The following is a 14595-nucleotide window of genomic DNA, read 5'->3' as shown; positions in this document are numbered from 1 at the left end:
CCGGGCCCGGCCGTTCCCTACCGTGGTGCCGTGGACAGAGTCCGGGTGGACCGTTCGGACCCCGACGCGGTCGTGCTGGTGCTCCGCGAGGGGGCCGGGCCGCTGCGTTCCGCCGCCCGGCGCTGGCCCCGGGAGGCGCCCTGGTCGCTGCTGGTCGGCGCCCTGCTCGGCCTCCCGGCCGCCGCGGTCCTCCTGCTGGTCGTCGGCGTGGAGCCCGAGCCGCTCTGGGCCGTGGTCGGGGCCACGGCCGCGCTCGGCCTGCTGGTCGGCACCTGCGCGGTCCTGCACGCGGCCTTCCGGGACGTGCGGCAGCTGCGGTTCTCCCCCGCCGCCGCCCCGGACACCCTGACCGTCGTCCGCGGCTCCCGCGCCGACCGGCCCAGGCCGCTCGCGGACGTCCGGCAGGTCTGGATCGAACACACCGTCACCGAGGCGTCCGAGGACGGCTCGACCGTCGCGACCAGGACCGTCCTGCACGTGCTGCCGACCGACGGACGACTGCTGCGGCCCGCCGTGCTGCCGCCGGCGACCGACCCCGCGGCCCTGCTCCGGGAGCTGGAACGGATCCTCGCCCCGGCCGCCGTCCAGGTCGACCTGGTGCGCCGGCGCCGCGTGCGGCACCGGTCGATCACCGGCCACGGCGGCTCGACCGGCGGCTGAGCCCCCTCCGCCCGCCCGGGCCCGGGCCCGCACAGGGGTCAGCGGCGCAGCGCCAGCACGGTGTTGTGCCCGCCGAAGCCCATCGAGTGGCTGAGCGCCAGCCGGGGTCCGGCCCGGCGGGGGCCGCGCCCGTGGTGTGGCCGAGCGCGCCCTTGGCGGAGGTGACGCTGGACGGGGTGCGGGCGAAGAGCTCGCGGATCGCGGCGGCCTCCACCCGGTCGCCCCGCGGGGTGCCGGTGCCGTGCGCGTTGACGTGCCCGACCTCGTCGGCCCCGGCGTCCGCGGCGCGCAGCGCGAGGGCGACGGCCGCCCGCAGGCCGCGCCCGCCGGGGTCGGGGGCGGTGGGGTGGGGGGCGTCGGAGGTGGTGGCCCAGCCGGCCAGGTGGGCCAGGTCGGGGGCGCGGCGGGCGGCGGCGTCGGCGGCCCGCTCCAGCACCAGGACGGCCGCGCGGGTCGTCCGGGGCCTCCGCTCAGGCCGCGAACGGGGAGGGCGGCTTGGGGATGGCCGCGAGTCCGCCGTCCGGGGTGCTCAGTCCGCCGTCGAGCACCAGGGCCTGCGCGGTGACCAGCGCGGAGGCGGGCGAGGCGAGGAACAGCACCGCCCCGGCGACGTCCTCGGGGGTGCCCCAGCGGCCCTGCGGGACGTGGGCCATCAGCCAGCGGGAGACCGCCTCGGTGCCGGACGCGAAGCCGGTCATGTCGGTGGTGATCCAGCCGGGGCAGACCGCGTTCACCCGGATCCCCTCCCGGGCCCAGCCGACACCCAGGCTGCGGGCCAGCGAGATCTGCGCGGCCTTGGTCGCCGCGTACGCGTCCAGCAGCGGGGTGCCCATCACGCCGGACGCCGAGGACATCAGGATCAGCGAGGCCCGTGCGGACGCCGCCAGGTGCGGGTGCGCGGCCCGGCAGAGTTCGGCGGTGACGTTCAGGTTGACGGCGATCACGTACTCCCAGTCCTCCTGGGTGGAGTGCTGGAACGGCACCAGGACGGGGCTGCCGCCCGCGGCGGTGGGCAGCACCCCGGCGTTGTGCAGGACCACGTCGAGGCCGCCGAGCGCGGCGGCCGCCCGGTCCACCACGTCGCCCGGTGCGCCGGGTCCGGCGAGGTCCGCGGCCAGCGGCACGGCGCGCACCCCGTGTCCTTCGGCCTCCTCGGCGGCGCCGCGCAGCGCCGACTCGGTCCGGGCGGTCAGGGCGAGGTCGCACCCGGCGGCGGCCAGCGCCAGCGCGCAGGCCCGTCCGATGCCCCGCGACGCCCCGGTCACCAGGGCGCGGGCCCCGTCCAGCCGGAACGCCCCCGGCAGTGTGCTGGTGCTCATGACGGTTCTTCCTTCCCTTCGATGCGGATTCCCTCCGGGCGCGCGGACCAGCGCAGCAGTGCGCTGCCCCAGGTCATGCCGGCCCCGAAGACGGTCAGCAGGATCAGGTCGCCGGGCTGCAGCAGCCCTTCGGCGTGCGCGGTCGCCAGCGCGTAGGGGGCGCTGGCCGCGCCGATGTTGCCCACCAGGTCGCCGACCACGGTCATCCGGTCGGCGAGGCCCGCCTCGGCGGCGAGCCGCCGCAGCAGGACGGGGTTGGGCTGGTGGGTGATCACGTGGTCGACGTCGTCGACGGTCAGGCCGTGCCGCTCCAGCGTCCGGGCCAGCATCCGCGGGAACGCGTCCCGGATGAAGCGGCTGACCGTCCGCCCGTCCATCCGGATCCGGTGCGCGCCCTGTTCGAGGGTCTCCCGGCTGGCCGGACGCCGGCTGCCGCCGGCCGGGATCAGCACCCGGTCCGCGAGCGTCCCGTCCGAGCCCAGCCGGAACCCGCCCAGTCCGCCGGGCGGGTCGACCGGGCCGAGCACCGTCGCCGCCGCGCCGTCCGCGAACAGCACGGCGGTGGCCCGGTCGGCCGGGTCCAGGAACTTGGAGTACGCCTCCACCCCGACCACCACCGCGAGCATCGGCCGGTCCGCCTCCCGCAGCCAGTCGTGCGCGACCTTCGCCCCGAACAGCCAGCCCGAGCACGCCGCCGACACGTCCAGCGCGACCGCGTTCCGCGCCCCCACCAGCGCCTGCACCCGGCACGCCGTGGCCGGCCCCAGTTCGTCGGGCGTGGACGTCGCGCAGACCAGCAGTCCGACCTGTTCCGCCGTCACCCCCGCCGAGACCAGCGCCCGGTGAACCGCCTGCGCCGCCAGGTCCGACGCCGCCTGCTCCTCCGCCGCGACGTGCCGGCGGCGCACGCCCGTCCGCTCCACGATCCACTGTTCCGTCACGCCCACCGCCGCCGCGACCTCCCCGTTCGCCCGCACCCGCGACGGCACGTACCGCCCGGTGCCCCACACGCCCACTGCGTTCACGACCTGCGCACCTCTCTTTGCTCTGGACCGCGGAGGCCCCTCGGGGGCCCGGGGAACGGCGGGTTCGAGCTGCTGCGCGCCGGGTCCCGCCGGAAAGTCCGTGCTGCTGCGTGCCGTCGGAGGGCGGGAGGCGCCCCTGCCCCTAGCCGATCCCGTCCGGGAACGCGAAGGCCTCCTCGATCTCCTCCAGCCGGGGCAGCACCTCGTCGTAGCCGCGTTCCAGCGCGTTCTCCAAACCCGCCAACTGCCCGGGCGCGAGCGTGCGGTGGCGCAGCAGCGCGCCGGCCGCGCGGTCGGCGGCGCGGAGTGCGGCGAGGTGGCCGAGGGCAGCCGCCGTCCCGTCCGCCGGCAGGGCGGCCCGGATGCGGGCGAGGTCCGCCGCGGCGAGCCCCGCGGCGTACGTCGCGCCGAGGTCGGCGGCCCGGTCGAGCAGCGGGTTCCACACCTCGAAGGGGGTGGCGCCCGCGGCGGTCCGCCCGGTGGTGGCCCGGCGCAGCCAGTCGACCTGGGTGCGCTGGTGCCGGGCGAGGACGGCGGGCCACCACCCGGGGTCGCCGAGGTCGGCGGGGAGCGGCGGGAGCCCGTCCGGGGGCGGGTCGTCCAGCAGGGCGCGGCCGAGGTCGTAGCGGATGAGCCGGCTGTCGCCGCCGGCCGGGTCGAAGGAGCGGGCGAAGCCGTGGTAGCCGGCCAGGCGGTTCTCGTCGGCGAGTCCGGCGTGGCCGCAGCGGCGCTGGCACTCGGCGACGACGCGTTCGGCTTCGTCGGCGCAGTGCGCCTTGTACGCGGAGAGCGGCCGGCTGACGGCGGTCCACGGCGCGTACCCGGCTTCGGCGTCGGCGGTGTCGGACTCCCGGGCGGTGGTGAGCAGTTCGCGGGCGCGGGCGGCGGCGCAGCTGAGCGCGAAGGCGTCGGCGAGGGCGCCGAGCAGGGCGCGCTGCTGGCTGCGGTGGGCGAGCAGGGGGGTGCCGGGGGCGAGGGCGGCGCGGGTCTCGCGGTGGCGGGAGTGCCGGACGGCGAGCACCGCGGCCTGGCGGGCGAGCGCGGCCAGCGCGGTGGGCAGGACGCCCCACAGGTCCTGGCCGACGGCGAGGGTGCGGCGCAGCCGGTCGGCGGGGGTGCGGGGGTCGTGGAGGTGTCCGTGTCCGTCGAGGTGGGCGTCGTCGCGCAGCCAGTGCGCTTCGGGGACGCGGGCGCCGTCGAAGCGGACCCGGTGGTAGCTGAGCGGGAGCGCGCCGACCGGGACGGGCGGGGAGAGGGTGACGCCGGGTCGGGGGCCGTCGTGGTCGGCGAGCGCGACCAGGAAGGCGAACACGCCGCCGTCCCGGCCGGCCGCGTCGACCGCGCGGGCGATCACCACGGCGCCGCGCGGTCCGGGGTACTGGGCGACGCCGCCGAACTTGGCGTCCGCCTCGCCCGGCGTGCGCAGGACGAACTCCCTTCGTTGCGGCCGGAATTCGGCGACCGTTCCGGCGCCGAGGTGGCTGCTCGCGCGGCCGGCCTCGGTGACCAGGTAGCCGATCCGCAGTTCGCCGGCGTCGACGGCGTCGAGTTCCGGGGCGACGTCCTCGGGGTTGCCGGCCAGTCGCAGCAGGGAGCCCTGGGCGAGGACGTGCTGGGTGACCAGCAGCATGCCGAGCCGGGGGTCGGCGACGGTGGCCCAGGCCAGTGCGGCGGCCAGGTCGTCCGGTTCGGCGTGCAGTTCGGCGGCGGTCGGGAGGGCGCGCAGCAGGGCGCGCAGGCGGCGGTGGAGGTAGGCCTCGCGTTCGGCGGGTGCCTCGGCGACCCGGTGGGGGTGGCGGGCCAGGGCGCGGTGCAGGCGGGGCAGGTAGCCGGGGTGGTGGTGGCCGTGCAGCAGTTCCGCCAGGGCTTCGTCCATCCGAACTCCCCTCTCCGTGCGGTGTGGTGGCGTGGTGTCGGTCGGCTGTCCGTCCACCCGGGCGCCGGTGCCGCGCAGGCAGTCGGCGGCGTTGCGGGCTAGTGCGCCGCCGGGCCCGGCCTCGCGGTAGTCGGTGTGGCCGTGGGCGGCGAGCAGGGCGAGGGCGCGGGGCAGGTGGGCGGGGCGGACCAGGCAGTCGGCGGCCCGGGCGGCGAGGTCGTCGCCGGGGGCGTAGCGGCGGCCGGCGACCGCCGAGTAGACCGGTACGGTGAGCGGGCCGATCGGCGGCCCGGCTCGCAGCAGTGCCTCGAACTCGCCGCGCTGTGCTTCGAGTTCGGGGTGGTGGGAGCCGAACGGCAGGCGCAGCCGGACGGCTTGGACGCCCTGGGCGGTGGCGAGCCGTTCGACGGCGGCCAGGTGCTCCGGCGGGCCGCCGAGCACGCACTCGCGGGGGCTGTTGACGCAGCCGACCACCACCCGTCCGCCGCCGGCCCGGGCGGCCAGTTCGGCCGCCCGGTGCTCGCCGCAGCCGACCAGCGCCAGCCGGCCGGGGGCCCGGGCCAGCACCCGGGCCAGGCCGTGCGCGGCGCGCGCCCCGGCGCCGACCGTCCAGGCGCCGGCGGCGGTCAGTGCGGCGAGTTCGCCGAAGCTGACGGCCAGCAGCGCGGCGGGCGGCCCGTGCCGGTCGGCCAGCACCCGGTGCCAGGCCACCGCCGCGCCGTGGTGCGCCAGTTGCTGGACGCCGACCGGTCCCTGCACCAACTCCCTTCCACTGGGCGGGTGTTCACCGAGCAGCAGGTCGGCCAGCGGGGGTGGCGGGTCGGTGTCGGCGAGGAGTTCGGCGGTGGCGTCGATCTCCTCGTAGACGTCCCGCAGCGCGCGGCGCAGGGTGCCGTCCCGGGTGGCGGCCCGGTACAGCGCGGGCAGGGGGAAGTCGCCCTGTCCGGGGAACATGTGAACCGACACGGGCATGACTGCACGCTCCGCAGCAGCGAGGGGGTCGATCAGGGGCGGGCCGCGACGCTCCCGGCCGCGCGCCGACTCCCCCGTGGCGCGGCCGGTCTCGGGCCCGCCACCACAGTGCCCAACCGGTACGTCCACCATCCAGTCATATGACCGGTGAATGTGTTGAAACTTCCGCCGCGGTTGAACCTTCACCTACGATCCGGCGGCCACTCACCAGTGCAGCGCCCAGTAGAGGCGGGCCACCCCCGCCACGATCCAGTCCGACCCGAGCCAGCCCACCCCCACCAGCGCCGCGACCCCCACGAACTGCGCCACCACCACCCGCGTCTCACGCCGCACGATCCGCCCCACCCCTCCCGGAACCCGCTCCGTACACCGCCGAAACCTACCGCCCCCGCGGGAAGCCGCACCCCTCGCTCACCCGGCGATCATCCCGGCCAACGCGAGGTCGAGCAGCCGCTCGGCCTGCTCGGCGGTGTCGTGCTCGCGGGCCCAGGCGGCGGCGTTCATCAGGGTGAACACGTCGGCGCCGGTGGTGTCCCCGCGCAGCGCGCCCGCCGCCCGGGCCCGGTCGACCAGCCGCTCGCCGATCCGCGTCATCCGGTGGCAGGAGTCCAGGAGTTCGTCCGCCCGGGCGGCCAGCGCGGCGGCCAGGCCCTGGTAGGCGGCGGCGTGCCGGACGGCCGCGCGGATCCAGTCGGCCAGGGCGCGGGCCGGATCGGGGTGGCCGGCCAGCCCGTCCCCGTACGCGAACAGTTCCTCGTTGCGCGCCTCCAGCAGCGCGGCGACCAGCGCCGTCCGGGTCGGGAAGTGGCCGTAGAGCGTGCCGGTGGCGACGCCGGCCCGGCGGGCGACACCCTCCAGCGAGGCGCCGGTGCCCTCCTCGCGGAACACCGCGTCGGCCTCGGTCAGCAGCCGTTCGCGGTTGCGCAGCGCGTCGGCGCGCGGTCGGCGGCGGGCGGTCCCGGTCACGTCATCTCCCTTTTCCCGGCGGGCACTTGCACCCGCCTACCCCATCGAGGCATCCTCGACTCACCTCGAAACCGAGGGTGCCTCAGCTTACCGGGGCGCCTTCCGTGCGCCCAACCACCGGACGGGCCGCCGGACCAGCCACCAGACAGGGGAGAAACCCGCCGTGATCCTGCTGACCGGAGCCACCGGTTCGATCGGCCGCCACCTGGTCCGCCGCCTCACCGACCGGGGCACCGAGTTCCGCGCCCTGGTCCGCGACCGGGCCAAGGGCCGCGCCCTCGGCTGCCCGTACGTCGTCGGCGACTTCGACGACCCGGCCTCGCTGACCGCCGCCTTCGCGGGCGTCGACCGGCTGTTCCTGAACGGTCCCGGCGCCGTGCCGGTGGACGGGGAGCAGCCGATGGTCCGGCAGTACACCGCCGCCATCGACGCGGCCGCGGCGGCGGGCGTCGAACGCGTGGTGAAGGTCTCGGTCTGGCACGCCGAGCCGGGCAGCCCGCTCGCCCAGGGCGCGCACGGCGTCCTGGACCGGCGCCTCGCCGCCGCCGTCCCGGGCTGGACGCTGCTCCTGCCCTCCGGCTTCCTGCAGAACCTGCTGCTCCCGGGCGCCTTCGCCCCGGACGGGCGGCTGGTCGGCCGCTACGGCGGCGCGCCCGTCTCGCACCTCGACTGCCGGGACGTCGCCGAGTGCGCGGAGGTCCTGCTGACCGGGGCCGCCCGGCCGGGCGAGTCCTTCGTCCTGACCGGCCCGCAGGCCCTCACCGACCGGCAGCTGGCCGACCGGGTCGCGCACGCCCTGGCCCGCCCGGTCGACCTGCTCCCGCTCACCCCGGACGAGGCGGCCGCCGCCCTGACCGCCCAGGGCCTGCCCGCCTCCTTCGCCGCCGACCTGGCCGTCCTGCTCCGCGAGGTCGCCGCCGGCAGCCTCGCCGAGGTCACCACCGCCGTCCCGGACCTGCTCGGCCGCCCCGCCCGCACCGTCGACGCCTTCCTCGCCGACCACCGGCCGGCCCTCCGCGCGGCCGCCCGACTCCGCTGACCCCCTCCCCGGCCGCCGACTCCGTCCGAACCGGCCCTGCTGACGACCCCTCACCCGGACGGGCGTACGCTGTGCCCCGATCGACCGCACACGAAATGCCGACCGCCGCGACAGGCCACGGGGGCCCGTCCCTGCCGAACGACCGGAGCACCGCACCGTGAAACGTCCCGCCCTCTCCGTGGCCGCCGCCACCCTCGCCACCGGCGCCCTGCTCACCGGCTGCGGCTCCACCCACTCCTCCGCCGGGTCGAACGGCGTCCCCACCTCGCTGAGCAGCGCGCAGCTGGAGGACAGCCGGAAGCTGCAGGAGCAGCGCCGGCAGGCGGAGACCGCCCACGACCAGGCCTTCCCGGCCATCGCCGCGGCCTGCGCGGGCAAGGCCACCACGGTGCCCGACACCGAGTCGTCCAACGGCCCCCAGCCGGAGAACCCCAAGTACGGCGAGAACCACGCGTACCTGAAGATGACGAGGATCACCCCGCTCCAGCAGTGCCGGGGCGACGCGCACGCCTCGCGCGTCGCCGTCGAGGCGGCGAAGGAGGCCCCGACCGGGCCGGAGCAGGCCAAGGCCCTGCTGACCCGCCTCGGCTACCCGGAGGCCGTGGTCGGCCAGACCTCGGACGGCGTGCACTTCTCGTTCTCCGTCCCGGGGGTCGGACCGTGCGTGTCGGGCCTGCTGTCGGCCATGCCGCGGGTCGAGGTGCACGGCGCCTACATGGAGGGCGGCTGCGAGACCCCGAAGGGCGGCCACTGACCCGGCCCCGACCGGAGCGGCGCGGTGCGAGGACGGAGGCCCCGGGACGACGGACGACCCGCTCCTGACGCGGTGACCCGCTGCGCGAGGCGCTTCCGGTCGGGCGGAGGAGCGCGACGAGGCCCGCCTCGCTGGACGGGATCGCCTCCCCGCGTTCGCCGTCCTCCGGGACGCCCGGGCCCTGCCCGCGTGCGGCCACCGCGCCTGGCCGCACCGGACCGCCCGGCTCGGCGTCCTCACCGACCCGGCCCGCGTCCCGACCTCCCGCCGGGTCGCCACCCGGCACTCCGCCCGCCTCCGCTCAGCGGCGGGCCGGGGCCGGCAGGGCGGCGTGCGGGAGGGCCGGCGTGCCGTCCGCGGTGCGGAACTCCTCGGCGAGGCGGACGCATTCGCGCGCGATCCCGGCCCGGACCTCCGGCGTCTGGTGGTGCGGCGGTTCGCCGATGAAGGCGACCCCGCCGGCCGGGCCGGCCCACCACTCCTCGACGGTGGCGCGGTGGTCCCAGCGCTGCGTGCGGCAGTGCGCGCCGGACAGGCCGCCGGCGGCGAGCAGCGCGGTGAGGCCGTCGGGGCTGCCGGTGGCCTGGAGCGCGGCGGGCGGCAGGTGCGCGGGCCGGGCCCCCGGCCCAACTGGCTCTGCCCGGGCGGGGCGGGGGTGGCCCAGGTGGTGGGGGCGAACCAGCCGCCGGGGCGCAGGACGCGGCGCACTTCGGCGACGGCGGCGCCCTGCCGCCCGACGTGGTTGATCACGAAGTTGCCGACCACGGCGTCGAACGTCAGGTCGGCGAAGGGCAGTTCGGGCAGCGTCGCGGCACGCACCTCGACGGCGGGGGCGTTGCGCCAGGCCTCGGCGAGCGTGCCGGGTTCGGCGTCGACGGCGGCGCCCTGCCGCCCGACGTGGTTGATCACGAAGTTGCCGAGCACGGCGTCGAATGTCCGGTCGGCGAAGGGCAGTTCGGGCGGCGTCGCGGCACGCACCTCGACGGCGGGGGCGTTGCACCGGGCCTCGGCGAGCATGCCGGGTTCGGCGTCGACGGCGGTGACCCGGGTGCCCCGACTGCTCGACGCCGCCGCGACGGCGCCCGTCCCGGTGCCGACGTCCAGCACCGCCGTGCCGGGGCCGACCCCGGCGGCGTCGAGCAGTCGGGGCACCGGGTGGGCGCGGAGCCGGGCGAGGCTCGCGGCGTAGGCGGCGGCCCGTCCGGTCCGGATCCGCCGCTCCAGGGCGTCGAACGCGGCGACCACCTCCTCGGTGTCGGTCGCCGCGCCGCCCGGCGCGAAGTCCGCCGTCCGCCCGCCCCTCTCCCCCGGGCGGCGTTCACTCCGCCGACGCGTCGCCCGCCCCGCCGCGCACCTTCGCCAGGAAGCCGGCCAGGTTGCCGCGCATCCGCTCGATCCGCTGCTCCTGGGTCAGCGACTCGTGGATCCGGTTGCCGGTCTCCCGCAGCCCGCGCACGTACAGCGAGCAGGCCAGGTCGCTGCACATGTACGCGCCGACCGAGTTGCCCTGCCGCCCGGCGGGGCCGGCCAGCGGGGCGACCAGCAGCGAGACCCCGCCGGTGTGGGTGGTGACGCACAGCGAGCAGATGCTCCGGCGCGGCTGCCAGGACGCGCCGGAGGAGGCGCGCAGGACGACGGCCTGCGGGCGGCCGTCCAGCTCGGTGACCAGGTACGCCCGGTCGGGGGCCTGCGGGTCGCGCCAGCCGAGGAAGTCCAGCTCCGACCAGGGCTGCTCGGCCAGCTCACGGGGGAGGTTCAGGCGTTTCGCCTCGCCCTTGGAGCAGTTCAGGAACGCGGCACGGATCTCGGGATCGGTCAGCTCTCTCACGAAACACCACGCTAATTTGCCTAAGTCGTTTAGGCAAATGGATAATCTCCTCAGGAAGCCGCAGCAGGCACGAGCAGGCACGAGCAGGTACGAGCAGGCACGACGGAAGGGACGGGTGGACACCGTGGCACGCGCAGGTCTGACCCCGGAGGTACTGGCCCGGGCGGGCGCCGAACTCGCCGACGAGGTGGGCTTCGAGCAGGTCACCGTGACCGAGCTGGCCCGCCGCTTCGACGTGAAGGTGGCCAGCCTCTACTCGCACGTCAAGGGCTCGCACGACCTCAAGGTCCGGATCGCCCTGCTCGCCCTCGCCGAACTCGCCGACCGCGCCACCGACGCCCTCGCCGGCCGCTCCGGCCGCGACGCCCTCGCCGCCTTCGCCGAGGCCTACCGCGGCTACGCCCGCGAGCACCCGGGCCGCTACGACGCCACCCGCTTCCGGCTCGACCCGCAGACCGCCGCCGCCGGCGCCGCCCCCCGCCACGCCCACCTCGCCCGGGCCGTCCTGCGCGGCTACCGGCTCCCCGAGCCCGACCAGACCCACGCCGTCCGCCTGCTCGGCAGCGTCTTCCACGGCTACATCGGCCTGGAGAGCGCCGGCGGCTTCGCCCACACCCCGGTCGACCCCCAGGAGTCCTGGGACTGGATCGTCGACTCCCTCGACGCCCTCCTCCGCGCCCGCGCCACCCACTGACCCCGGCCGCCGTCCGTCCCGCGCCGCTGCCCGCCCCGCGCCGCCGCACCCCGCCCCGACACGCCGACGGCGGCCACCGGAAGAACCGGTGACCGCCGCCCGCCCCCCTGCCCGTTCTCAGGCTCCTTCGCGCACCGGGAGCTTCCAGCCGGGACGCGGGTAGTGGCAGGTGTAGCCGTTGGGGTAGTGCTGCAGGTAGTCCTGGTGCTCGGGCTCGGCCTCCCAGAAGTCGCCGAGCGGCGTCACCTCGGTGACCACCTTGCCGGGCCACAGGCCGCTGGCGTCGACGTCCGCGATGGTGTCGACGGCGGTGGCGCGCTGGGCCTCGTCCGCGTAGAAGATCGCGGAGCGGTAGCTGCTGCCGATGTCGTTGCCCTGCCGGTCCACCGTGCTCGGGTCGTGGATCTGGAAGAAGTACTCCAGCAGCGTCCGGTAGCTGATCCGCTCGGGGTCGTAGACGATCTCCAGCGCCTCGGCGTGCCCGGGGTGGTTCCGGTAGGTGGCGTGCGCGTTCTGACCGCCGGTGTAACCGGTGCGGGTCGACTGGACGCCGGGGAGTTTGCGGATCAGCTCCTGCATCCCCCAGAAGCAGCCGCCGGCCAGGACAGCCCGGTCAGTGGTCATCTCGTACTCACTCCTCGCATGGGGACGTCGACTCGTCCCGCCCGGGGCACCGCCCCGACGGAACCACCCGGTCCAACCACCGGAGCCCGCCCGATGTTCCCGCCCCCTCGCTCCGGCCGGGCGTTGCGGCGGGGGCGGCCCGCCCGGCCTCAGCCGGCCAGTCCCTCCAGCACCTGCGCGCCGGGCAGCGCGGCGGCCACCGCGCCGGGCAGGATCAGCTTGCCGCGCCGCCGGCCGCTGCCGACCAGCACGTACGGGGCGGCGGCGACGGCGGCGTCGATCAGCAGCGGCCAGTGCGCGGGCAGGCCGACGGGGGTGATGCCGCCGTACTCCATGCCGCTCGCGCCGACGGCGGTGTCCATCGGCGCGAACGAGGCCTTGCGCGCGCCCAGGTGGCCGCGCACCGCCTTGTTGACGTCGAGCCGGGTGGTGGCCAGCACCAGTCCGGCGGCGAGCGCGGTCTCCCCGCCGCGCTTCGCGGCGACCACCACGCAGTTCGCCGACGCCTCGGCCGGGACGTCGTACGCGGCGCAGAACACGGCGGTGTCGGCCAGCTCCGGATCGGTGTCCACGTACAGCACCTGCCGGGCCAGCCCGGCGTCCCACCCGCCCAGCAGCGCGGCCACCGGCGGCGCCAGCTCCGCCGCCGCGTCCACCGCCCGCCGCACCTGCGGGAAGTTCCCGAACGGCGCCCGCACCGACTGCTCCACCTGCTGCTCGCTCATGCCCCCGACTCTAGTACCGCCGCACCACCACCCCTCCCCCTCACTCGTCGAGCGCCGCCCGCCACGTCCAGGACCCGCGGCGCGGGCGGCCCGGCAGTTCGCCCCGGCCGGTGCACCAGAGCAGGACGGACGCGGGGTCGCCGGCCGGGGCGTCGGGGAAGAGCCGGGCCAGCACGGCGGCGCAGGGCGCGGGCGGCGGCGTCCAGTCGAGGGCCAGGCCGGTGGCGATGTCGTGGGTGTGCAGCAGCGTCTCGGCGACGCCCATCGCGGCGAAGCCCGCCGGGTCGGTCGGGCCCCAGTGCCAGGCGCGCAGGCCCGGTTCGGCGGCGGCCAGGGCGAGGGCGAGCAGTTCGCCGCAGGCCAGCGCGGTCTCCAGCACCTCGGCGGTGCCGGCCTCCGGACGGACCGTCAGGTCGAAGGGCAGGTAGCGGTCGCCGGGGCGGCCACGACCTGCCCGGCGTAGCCGAGCAGGTCGTGGCCGACGTGGACCAGCGTGTCGCGGCAGCTCCACTCCAGCGGACCGGCCGGGACGCTCCAGTCCCGGCCGAGGTGCGGGGCGAGGACGCCTCGCGCCTCCGCCAGCGCGGCGCGCAGTACCGGGTGATCGCTCATCCGGCCATCCTCGCACCCGCCCTCGGCCGCGCCCCGCGAGTGCCCTGCGGGTGCCGCAAGTGCCCTACAGGTAGGGGCGGGTGATCAGCTCCAGGCCGTGCCCGGACGGGTCGAGCAGGTAGACGCCGCGCCCGCCGTGCTCGGTGTTGGTCTCGCCGGGGCGCTGCATCTGCGGATCGGCCCAGTGGTCGATGCCGCGCTCGCGCAGCAGTGCGTGGGCGCGGTCGAACAGCCCGTCGTCGAGCAGGAAGGCGTAGTGCTGCATCTGGATCTCCACCGGCGGCGCGGCGAACTGCAGCAGGACGCCGTCGGCGAGCTTCAGATTGGTGAACGGGCCCCAGGAGGGGGCCTGTTCGGCCTCCAGCAGCTCGCGGTAGAAGCGGGCGGACGCGACGGCGTCCTTGGAGGCGATGATGGTGTGGTTGAAGGCGGCTGGCACGATCGGGTGAACCTCGTTCCGGGTGTGGTCGGTCTGGGGGCGGTACGCACACTGCTCCCGGGCCTCGGCGGCCCTCGCGCGTGCGGACGCCCTCGCGGCACCCGGGGCGGGGTCAGTCGCCCACCGGGTCGCCGATCCGTGCGTGGCCCATGGCCGTTCCGGTGTTCACCCGCCCCACCGTACGCACCCCCGCCCCCGGCGGCAAACCCTTTTTCGCCGCCCCTCCCCCCGCCGCCCTGGCCCCTCCGCCGGCCCGAAACCCGGGTGCCTCCACCGCCCGTCGCGGGCTACGGTCGCCCGGGTGACCGACGAATGCTTCACGCTGCCCCGCCTCGCGGAGATCTACGACGCGCTCGACCCGGAGCGCGACGACCTACTCCCCTACCTCGCCCTGGCCGAGGAGTCGGGCGCCGCCGAGGTCCTCGACCTGGGCTGCGGCACCGGCGTGTTCGCCCTGCTGCTGGCCGGGCGCGGCGTCCGGGTGGTCGGGGTCGACCCGGCCGCGGCGTCCGTCGCGGTGGCGCGCCGCAAGCCGGGTGCCGAGCGGGTGCGCTGGCTGGTCGGGGACGCCACCGACCTGCCCCCGCTGCGGGTCGACCTGGTCACCATGACGGCCAACACCGCCCAGGCGATCGTCGATCCGGCCGCCTGGCGGGCCACCCTGCGGGGCGTGCGCGGGGCGCTGCGCCCGGGCGGCCGCCTGGTGTTCGAGACCAGGGTGCCGGCCGCCCGGGCCTGGGAGTCCTGGACGCGGGCGGCCTCGCACCGGGTCAGCGAGCTTCCGGGCGTCGGCGCGGTGGAAAGCTGGGTCGAACTGCTCTCCGTCAGCGGCCCGTCGGTCTCCTTCCGCTGGCACTACGTGTTCGCCGCGGACGGCCGGCACCTCACCTCGGACTCCACCCTCCGCTTCCGCGAACGCGCCGAGGTGGAGGCCGACCTGCGCGCCGCCGGCCTCGAACCGCTCGAAGTCCGGGACGCGCCGGACCGCCCGGGCAGGGAGTACGTCTTCCTGGCCCGCCGCCCCTGAGCCCCCGGCCGCCGGAGCCCCCGTCCCCGGCCGTA

At 76.9% G+C, this 14595-nt stretch carries 17 protein-coding genes; 4 read left to right on the top strand and 13 right to left on the bottom strand.

Annotated elements, in window-relative coordinates; all coding sequences use genetic code 11:
• The first annotated feature begins 30 nt into the window (after positions 1 to 30).
• Positions 31 to 660 carry a hypothetical protein gene (locus tag ACZ3J7_RS11650; protein WP_465619332.1) on the top strand — a complete coding sequence of 210 codons (630 nt, stop codon included), beginning with the start codon at positions 31 to 33 and terminating at the stop codon, positions 658 to 660.
• On the opposite strand, the gene ACZ3J7_RS11645 is transcribed toward ACZ3J7_RS11650, so the two are convergent.
• The 6 genes from ACZ3J7_RS11645 to ACZ3J7_RS11620 form a co-directional block, all read right to left on the bottom strand.
• Positions 629 to 1096: a hypothetical protein gene (locus ACZ3J7_RS11645; protein WP_465619330.1), complete on the bottom strand. Its 468-nt coding sequence runs from the start codon at positions 1094 to 1096 to the stop codon at positions 629 to 631. The genes ACZ3J7_RS11650 and ACZ3J7_RS11645 overlap by 32 nt on opposite strands.
• Positions 1097 to 1130: 34 nt before the next feature.
• A complete protein-coding gene (locus tag ACZ3J7_RS11640) occupies positions 1131 to 1979 on the bottom strand; it encodes an SDR family NAD(P)-dependent oxidoreductase (RefSeq protein ID WP_465619328.1) in 849 nt (282 codons plus the stop codon).
• On the bottom strand, positions 1976 to 3004 hold the full coding sequence (locus tag ACZ3J7_RS11635; protein WP_465619326.1) for a 3-oxoacyl-ACP synthase III family protein: 1029 nt from the start codon (positions 3002 to 3004) through the stop codon (positions 1976 to 1978). The genes ACZ3J7_RS11640 and ACZ3J7_RS11635 overlap by 4 nt, the downstream gene beginning before the upstream one ends.
• 142 nt (positions 3005 to 3146) lie before the next feature.
• Positions 3147 to 5852, bottom strand: a complete 2706-nt coding sequence (locus tag ACZ3J7_RS11630) for an acyl-CoA dehydrogenase family protein (protein WP_465619324.1) — start codon at positions 5850 to 5852, stop codon at positions 3147 to 3149.
• Positions 5853 to 6056: 204 nt separating this feature from the next.
• Entirely contained in the window at positions 6057 to 6185 is a 129-nt protein-coding gene (locus ACZ3J7_RS11625) for a hypothetical protein (protein WP_465619322.1), read from the bottom strand.
• 78 nt (positions 6186 to 6263) lie between these two features.
• The gene (locus ACZ3J7_RS11620) at positions 6264 to 6818 is read right to left on the bottom strand and encodes a TetR/AcrR family transcriptional regulator (protein ID WP_465619320.1); all 555 of its coding nucleotides are present in this window, start codon (positions 6816 to 6818) and stop codon (positions 6264 to 6266) included.
• Between the two features lie 163 nt (positions 6819 to 6981).
• On the opposite strand from ACZ3J7_RS11620, the gene ACZ3J7_RS11615 reads away from it, so the two are divergent.
• Positions 6982 to 7857 (top strand): NAD(P)H-binding protein, encoded by an 876-nt coding sequence (locus tag ACZ3J7_RS11615; RefSeq protein ID WP_465619318.1) that lies wholly within the window; start codon positions 6982 to 6984, stop codon positions 7855 to 7857.
• On the opposite strand, the gene ACZ3J7_RS11610 is transcribed toward ACZ3J7_RS11615, so the two are convergent.
• Positions 7754 to 9856: a methyltransferase domain-containing protein gene (locus ACZ3J7_RS11610; RefSeq protein WP_465619396.1), complete on the bottom strand. Its 2103-nt coding sequence runs from the start codon at positions 9854 to 9856 to the stop codon at positions 7754 to 7756. The two genes, ACZ3J7_RS11615 and ACZ3J7_RS11610, sit on opposite strands and share 104 nt — an antisense overlap.
• A gap of 73 nt (positions 9857 to 9929) precedes the next feature.
• Positions 9930 to 10439: an FBP domain-containing protein gene (locus ACZ3J7_RS11605; RefSeq protein ID WP_465619316.1), complete on the bottom strand. Its 510-nt coding sequence runs from the start codon at positions 10437 to 10439 to the stop codon at positions 9930 to 9932.
• A gap of 124 nt (positions 10440 to 10563) precedes the next feature.
• On the opposite strand from ACZ3J7_RS11605, the gene ACZ3J7_RS11600 reads away from it, so the two are divergent.
• Complete coding sequence (locus ACZ3J7_RS11600; protein ID WP_465619394.1) at positions 10564 to 11133, top strand: TetR/AcrR family transcriptional regulator; 570 nt, start codon at positions 10564 to 10566, stop codon at positions 11131 to 11133.
• A 117-nt stretch (positions 11134 to 11250) separates the two neighbouring features.
• Here ACZ3J7_RS11600 and msrA read toward each other — a convergent pair whose 3' ends face one another.
• The 5 genes from msrA to ACZ3J7_RS11575 form a co-directional block, all read right to left on the bottom strand.
• Positions 11251 to 11757, bottom strand: coding sequence for a peptide-methionine (S)-S-oxide reductase MsrA (gene msrA / locus ACZ3J7_RS11595; protein ID WP_465619314.1), 507 nt, complete (start codon positions 11755 to 11757; stop codon positions 11251 to 11253).
• Between the two features lie 149 nt (positions 11758 to 11906).
• Entirely contained in the window at positions 11907 to 12455 is a 549-nt protein-coding gene (locus ACZ3J7_RS11590; protein ID WP_465619392.1) for a YbaK/EbsC family protein, read from the bottom strand.
• A gap of 67 nt (positions 12456 to 12522) precedes the next feature.
• The gene (locus ACZ3J7_RS11585; RefSeq protein WP_465619312.1) at positions 12523 to 12861 is read right to left on the bottom strand and encodes a hypothetical protein; all 339 of its coding nucleotides are present in this window, start codon (positions 12859 to 12861) and stop codon (positions 12523 to 12525) included.
• 29 nt (positions 12862 to 12890) lie between these two features.
• Complete coding sequence (locus ACZ3J7_RS11580; protein WP_465619310.1) at positions 12891 to 13094, bottom strand: hypothetical protein; 204 nt, start codon at positions 13092 to 13094, stop codon at positions 12891 to 12893.
• Between the two features lie 64 nt (positions 13095 to 13158).
• Complete coding sequence (locus ACZ3J7_RS11575; protein ID WP_465619309.1) at positions 13159 to 13533, bottom strand: VOC family protein; 375 nt, start codon at positions 13531 to 13533, stop codon at positions 13159 to 13161.
• 301 nt (positions 13534 to 13834) lie between these two features.
• Here ACZ3J7_RS11575 and ACZ3J7_RS11570 point away from each other — a divergent pair, with 301 nt between their 5' ends.
• The gene (locus tag ACZ3J7_RS11570) at positions 13835 to 14560 is read left to right on the top strand and encodes a class I SAM-dependent methyltransferase (RefSeq protein WP_465619307.1); all 726 of its coding nucleotides are present in this window, start codon (positions 13835 to 13837) and stop codon (positions 14558 to 14560) included.
• Positions 14561 to 14595 lie beyond the last annotated feature (35 nt).

This window comes from Kitasatospora sp. NPDC015121, assembly GCF_055562955.1.
This window is presented reverse-complemented; position numbering and strand designations above follow the sequence as displayed.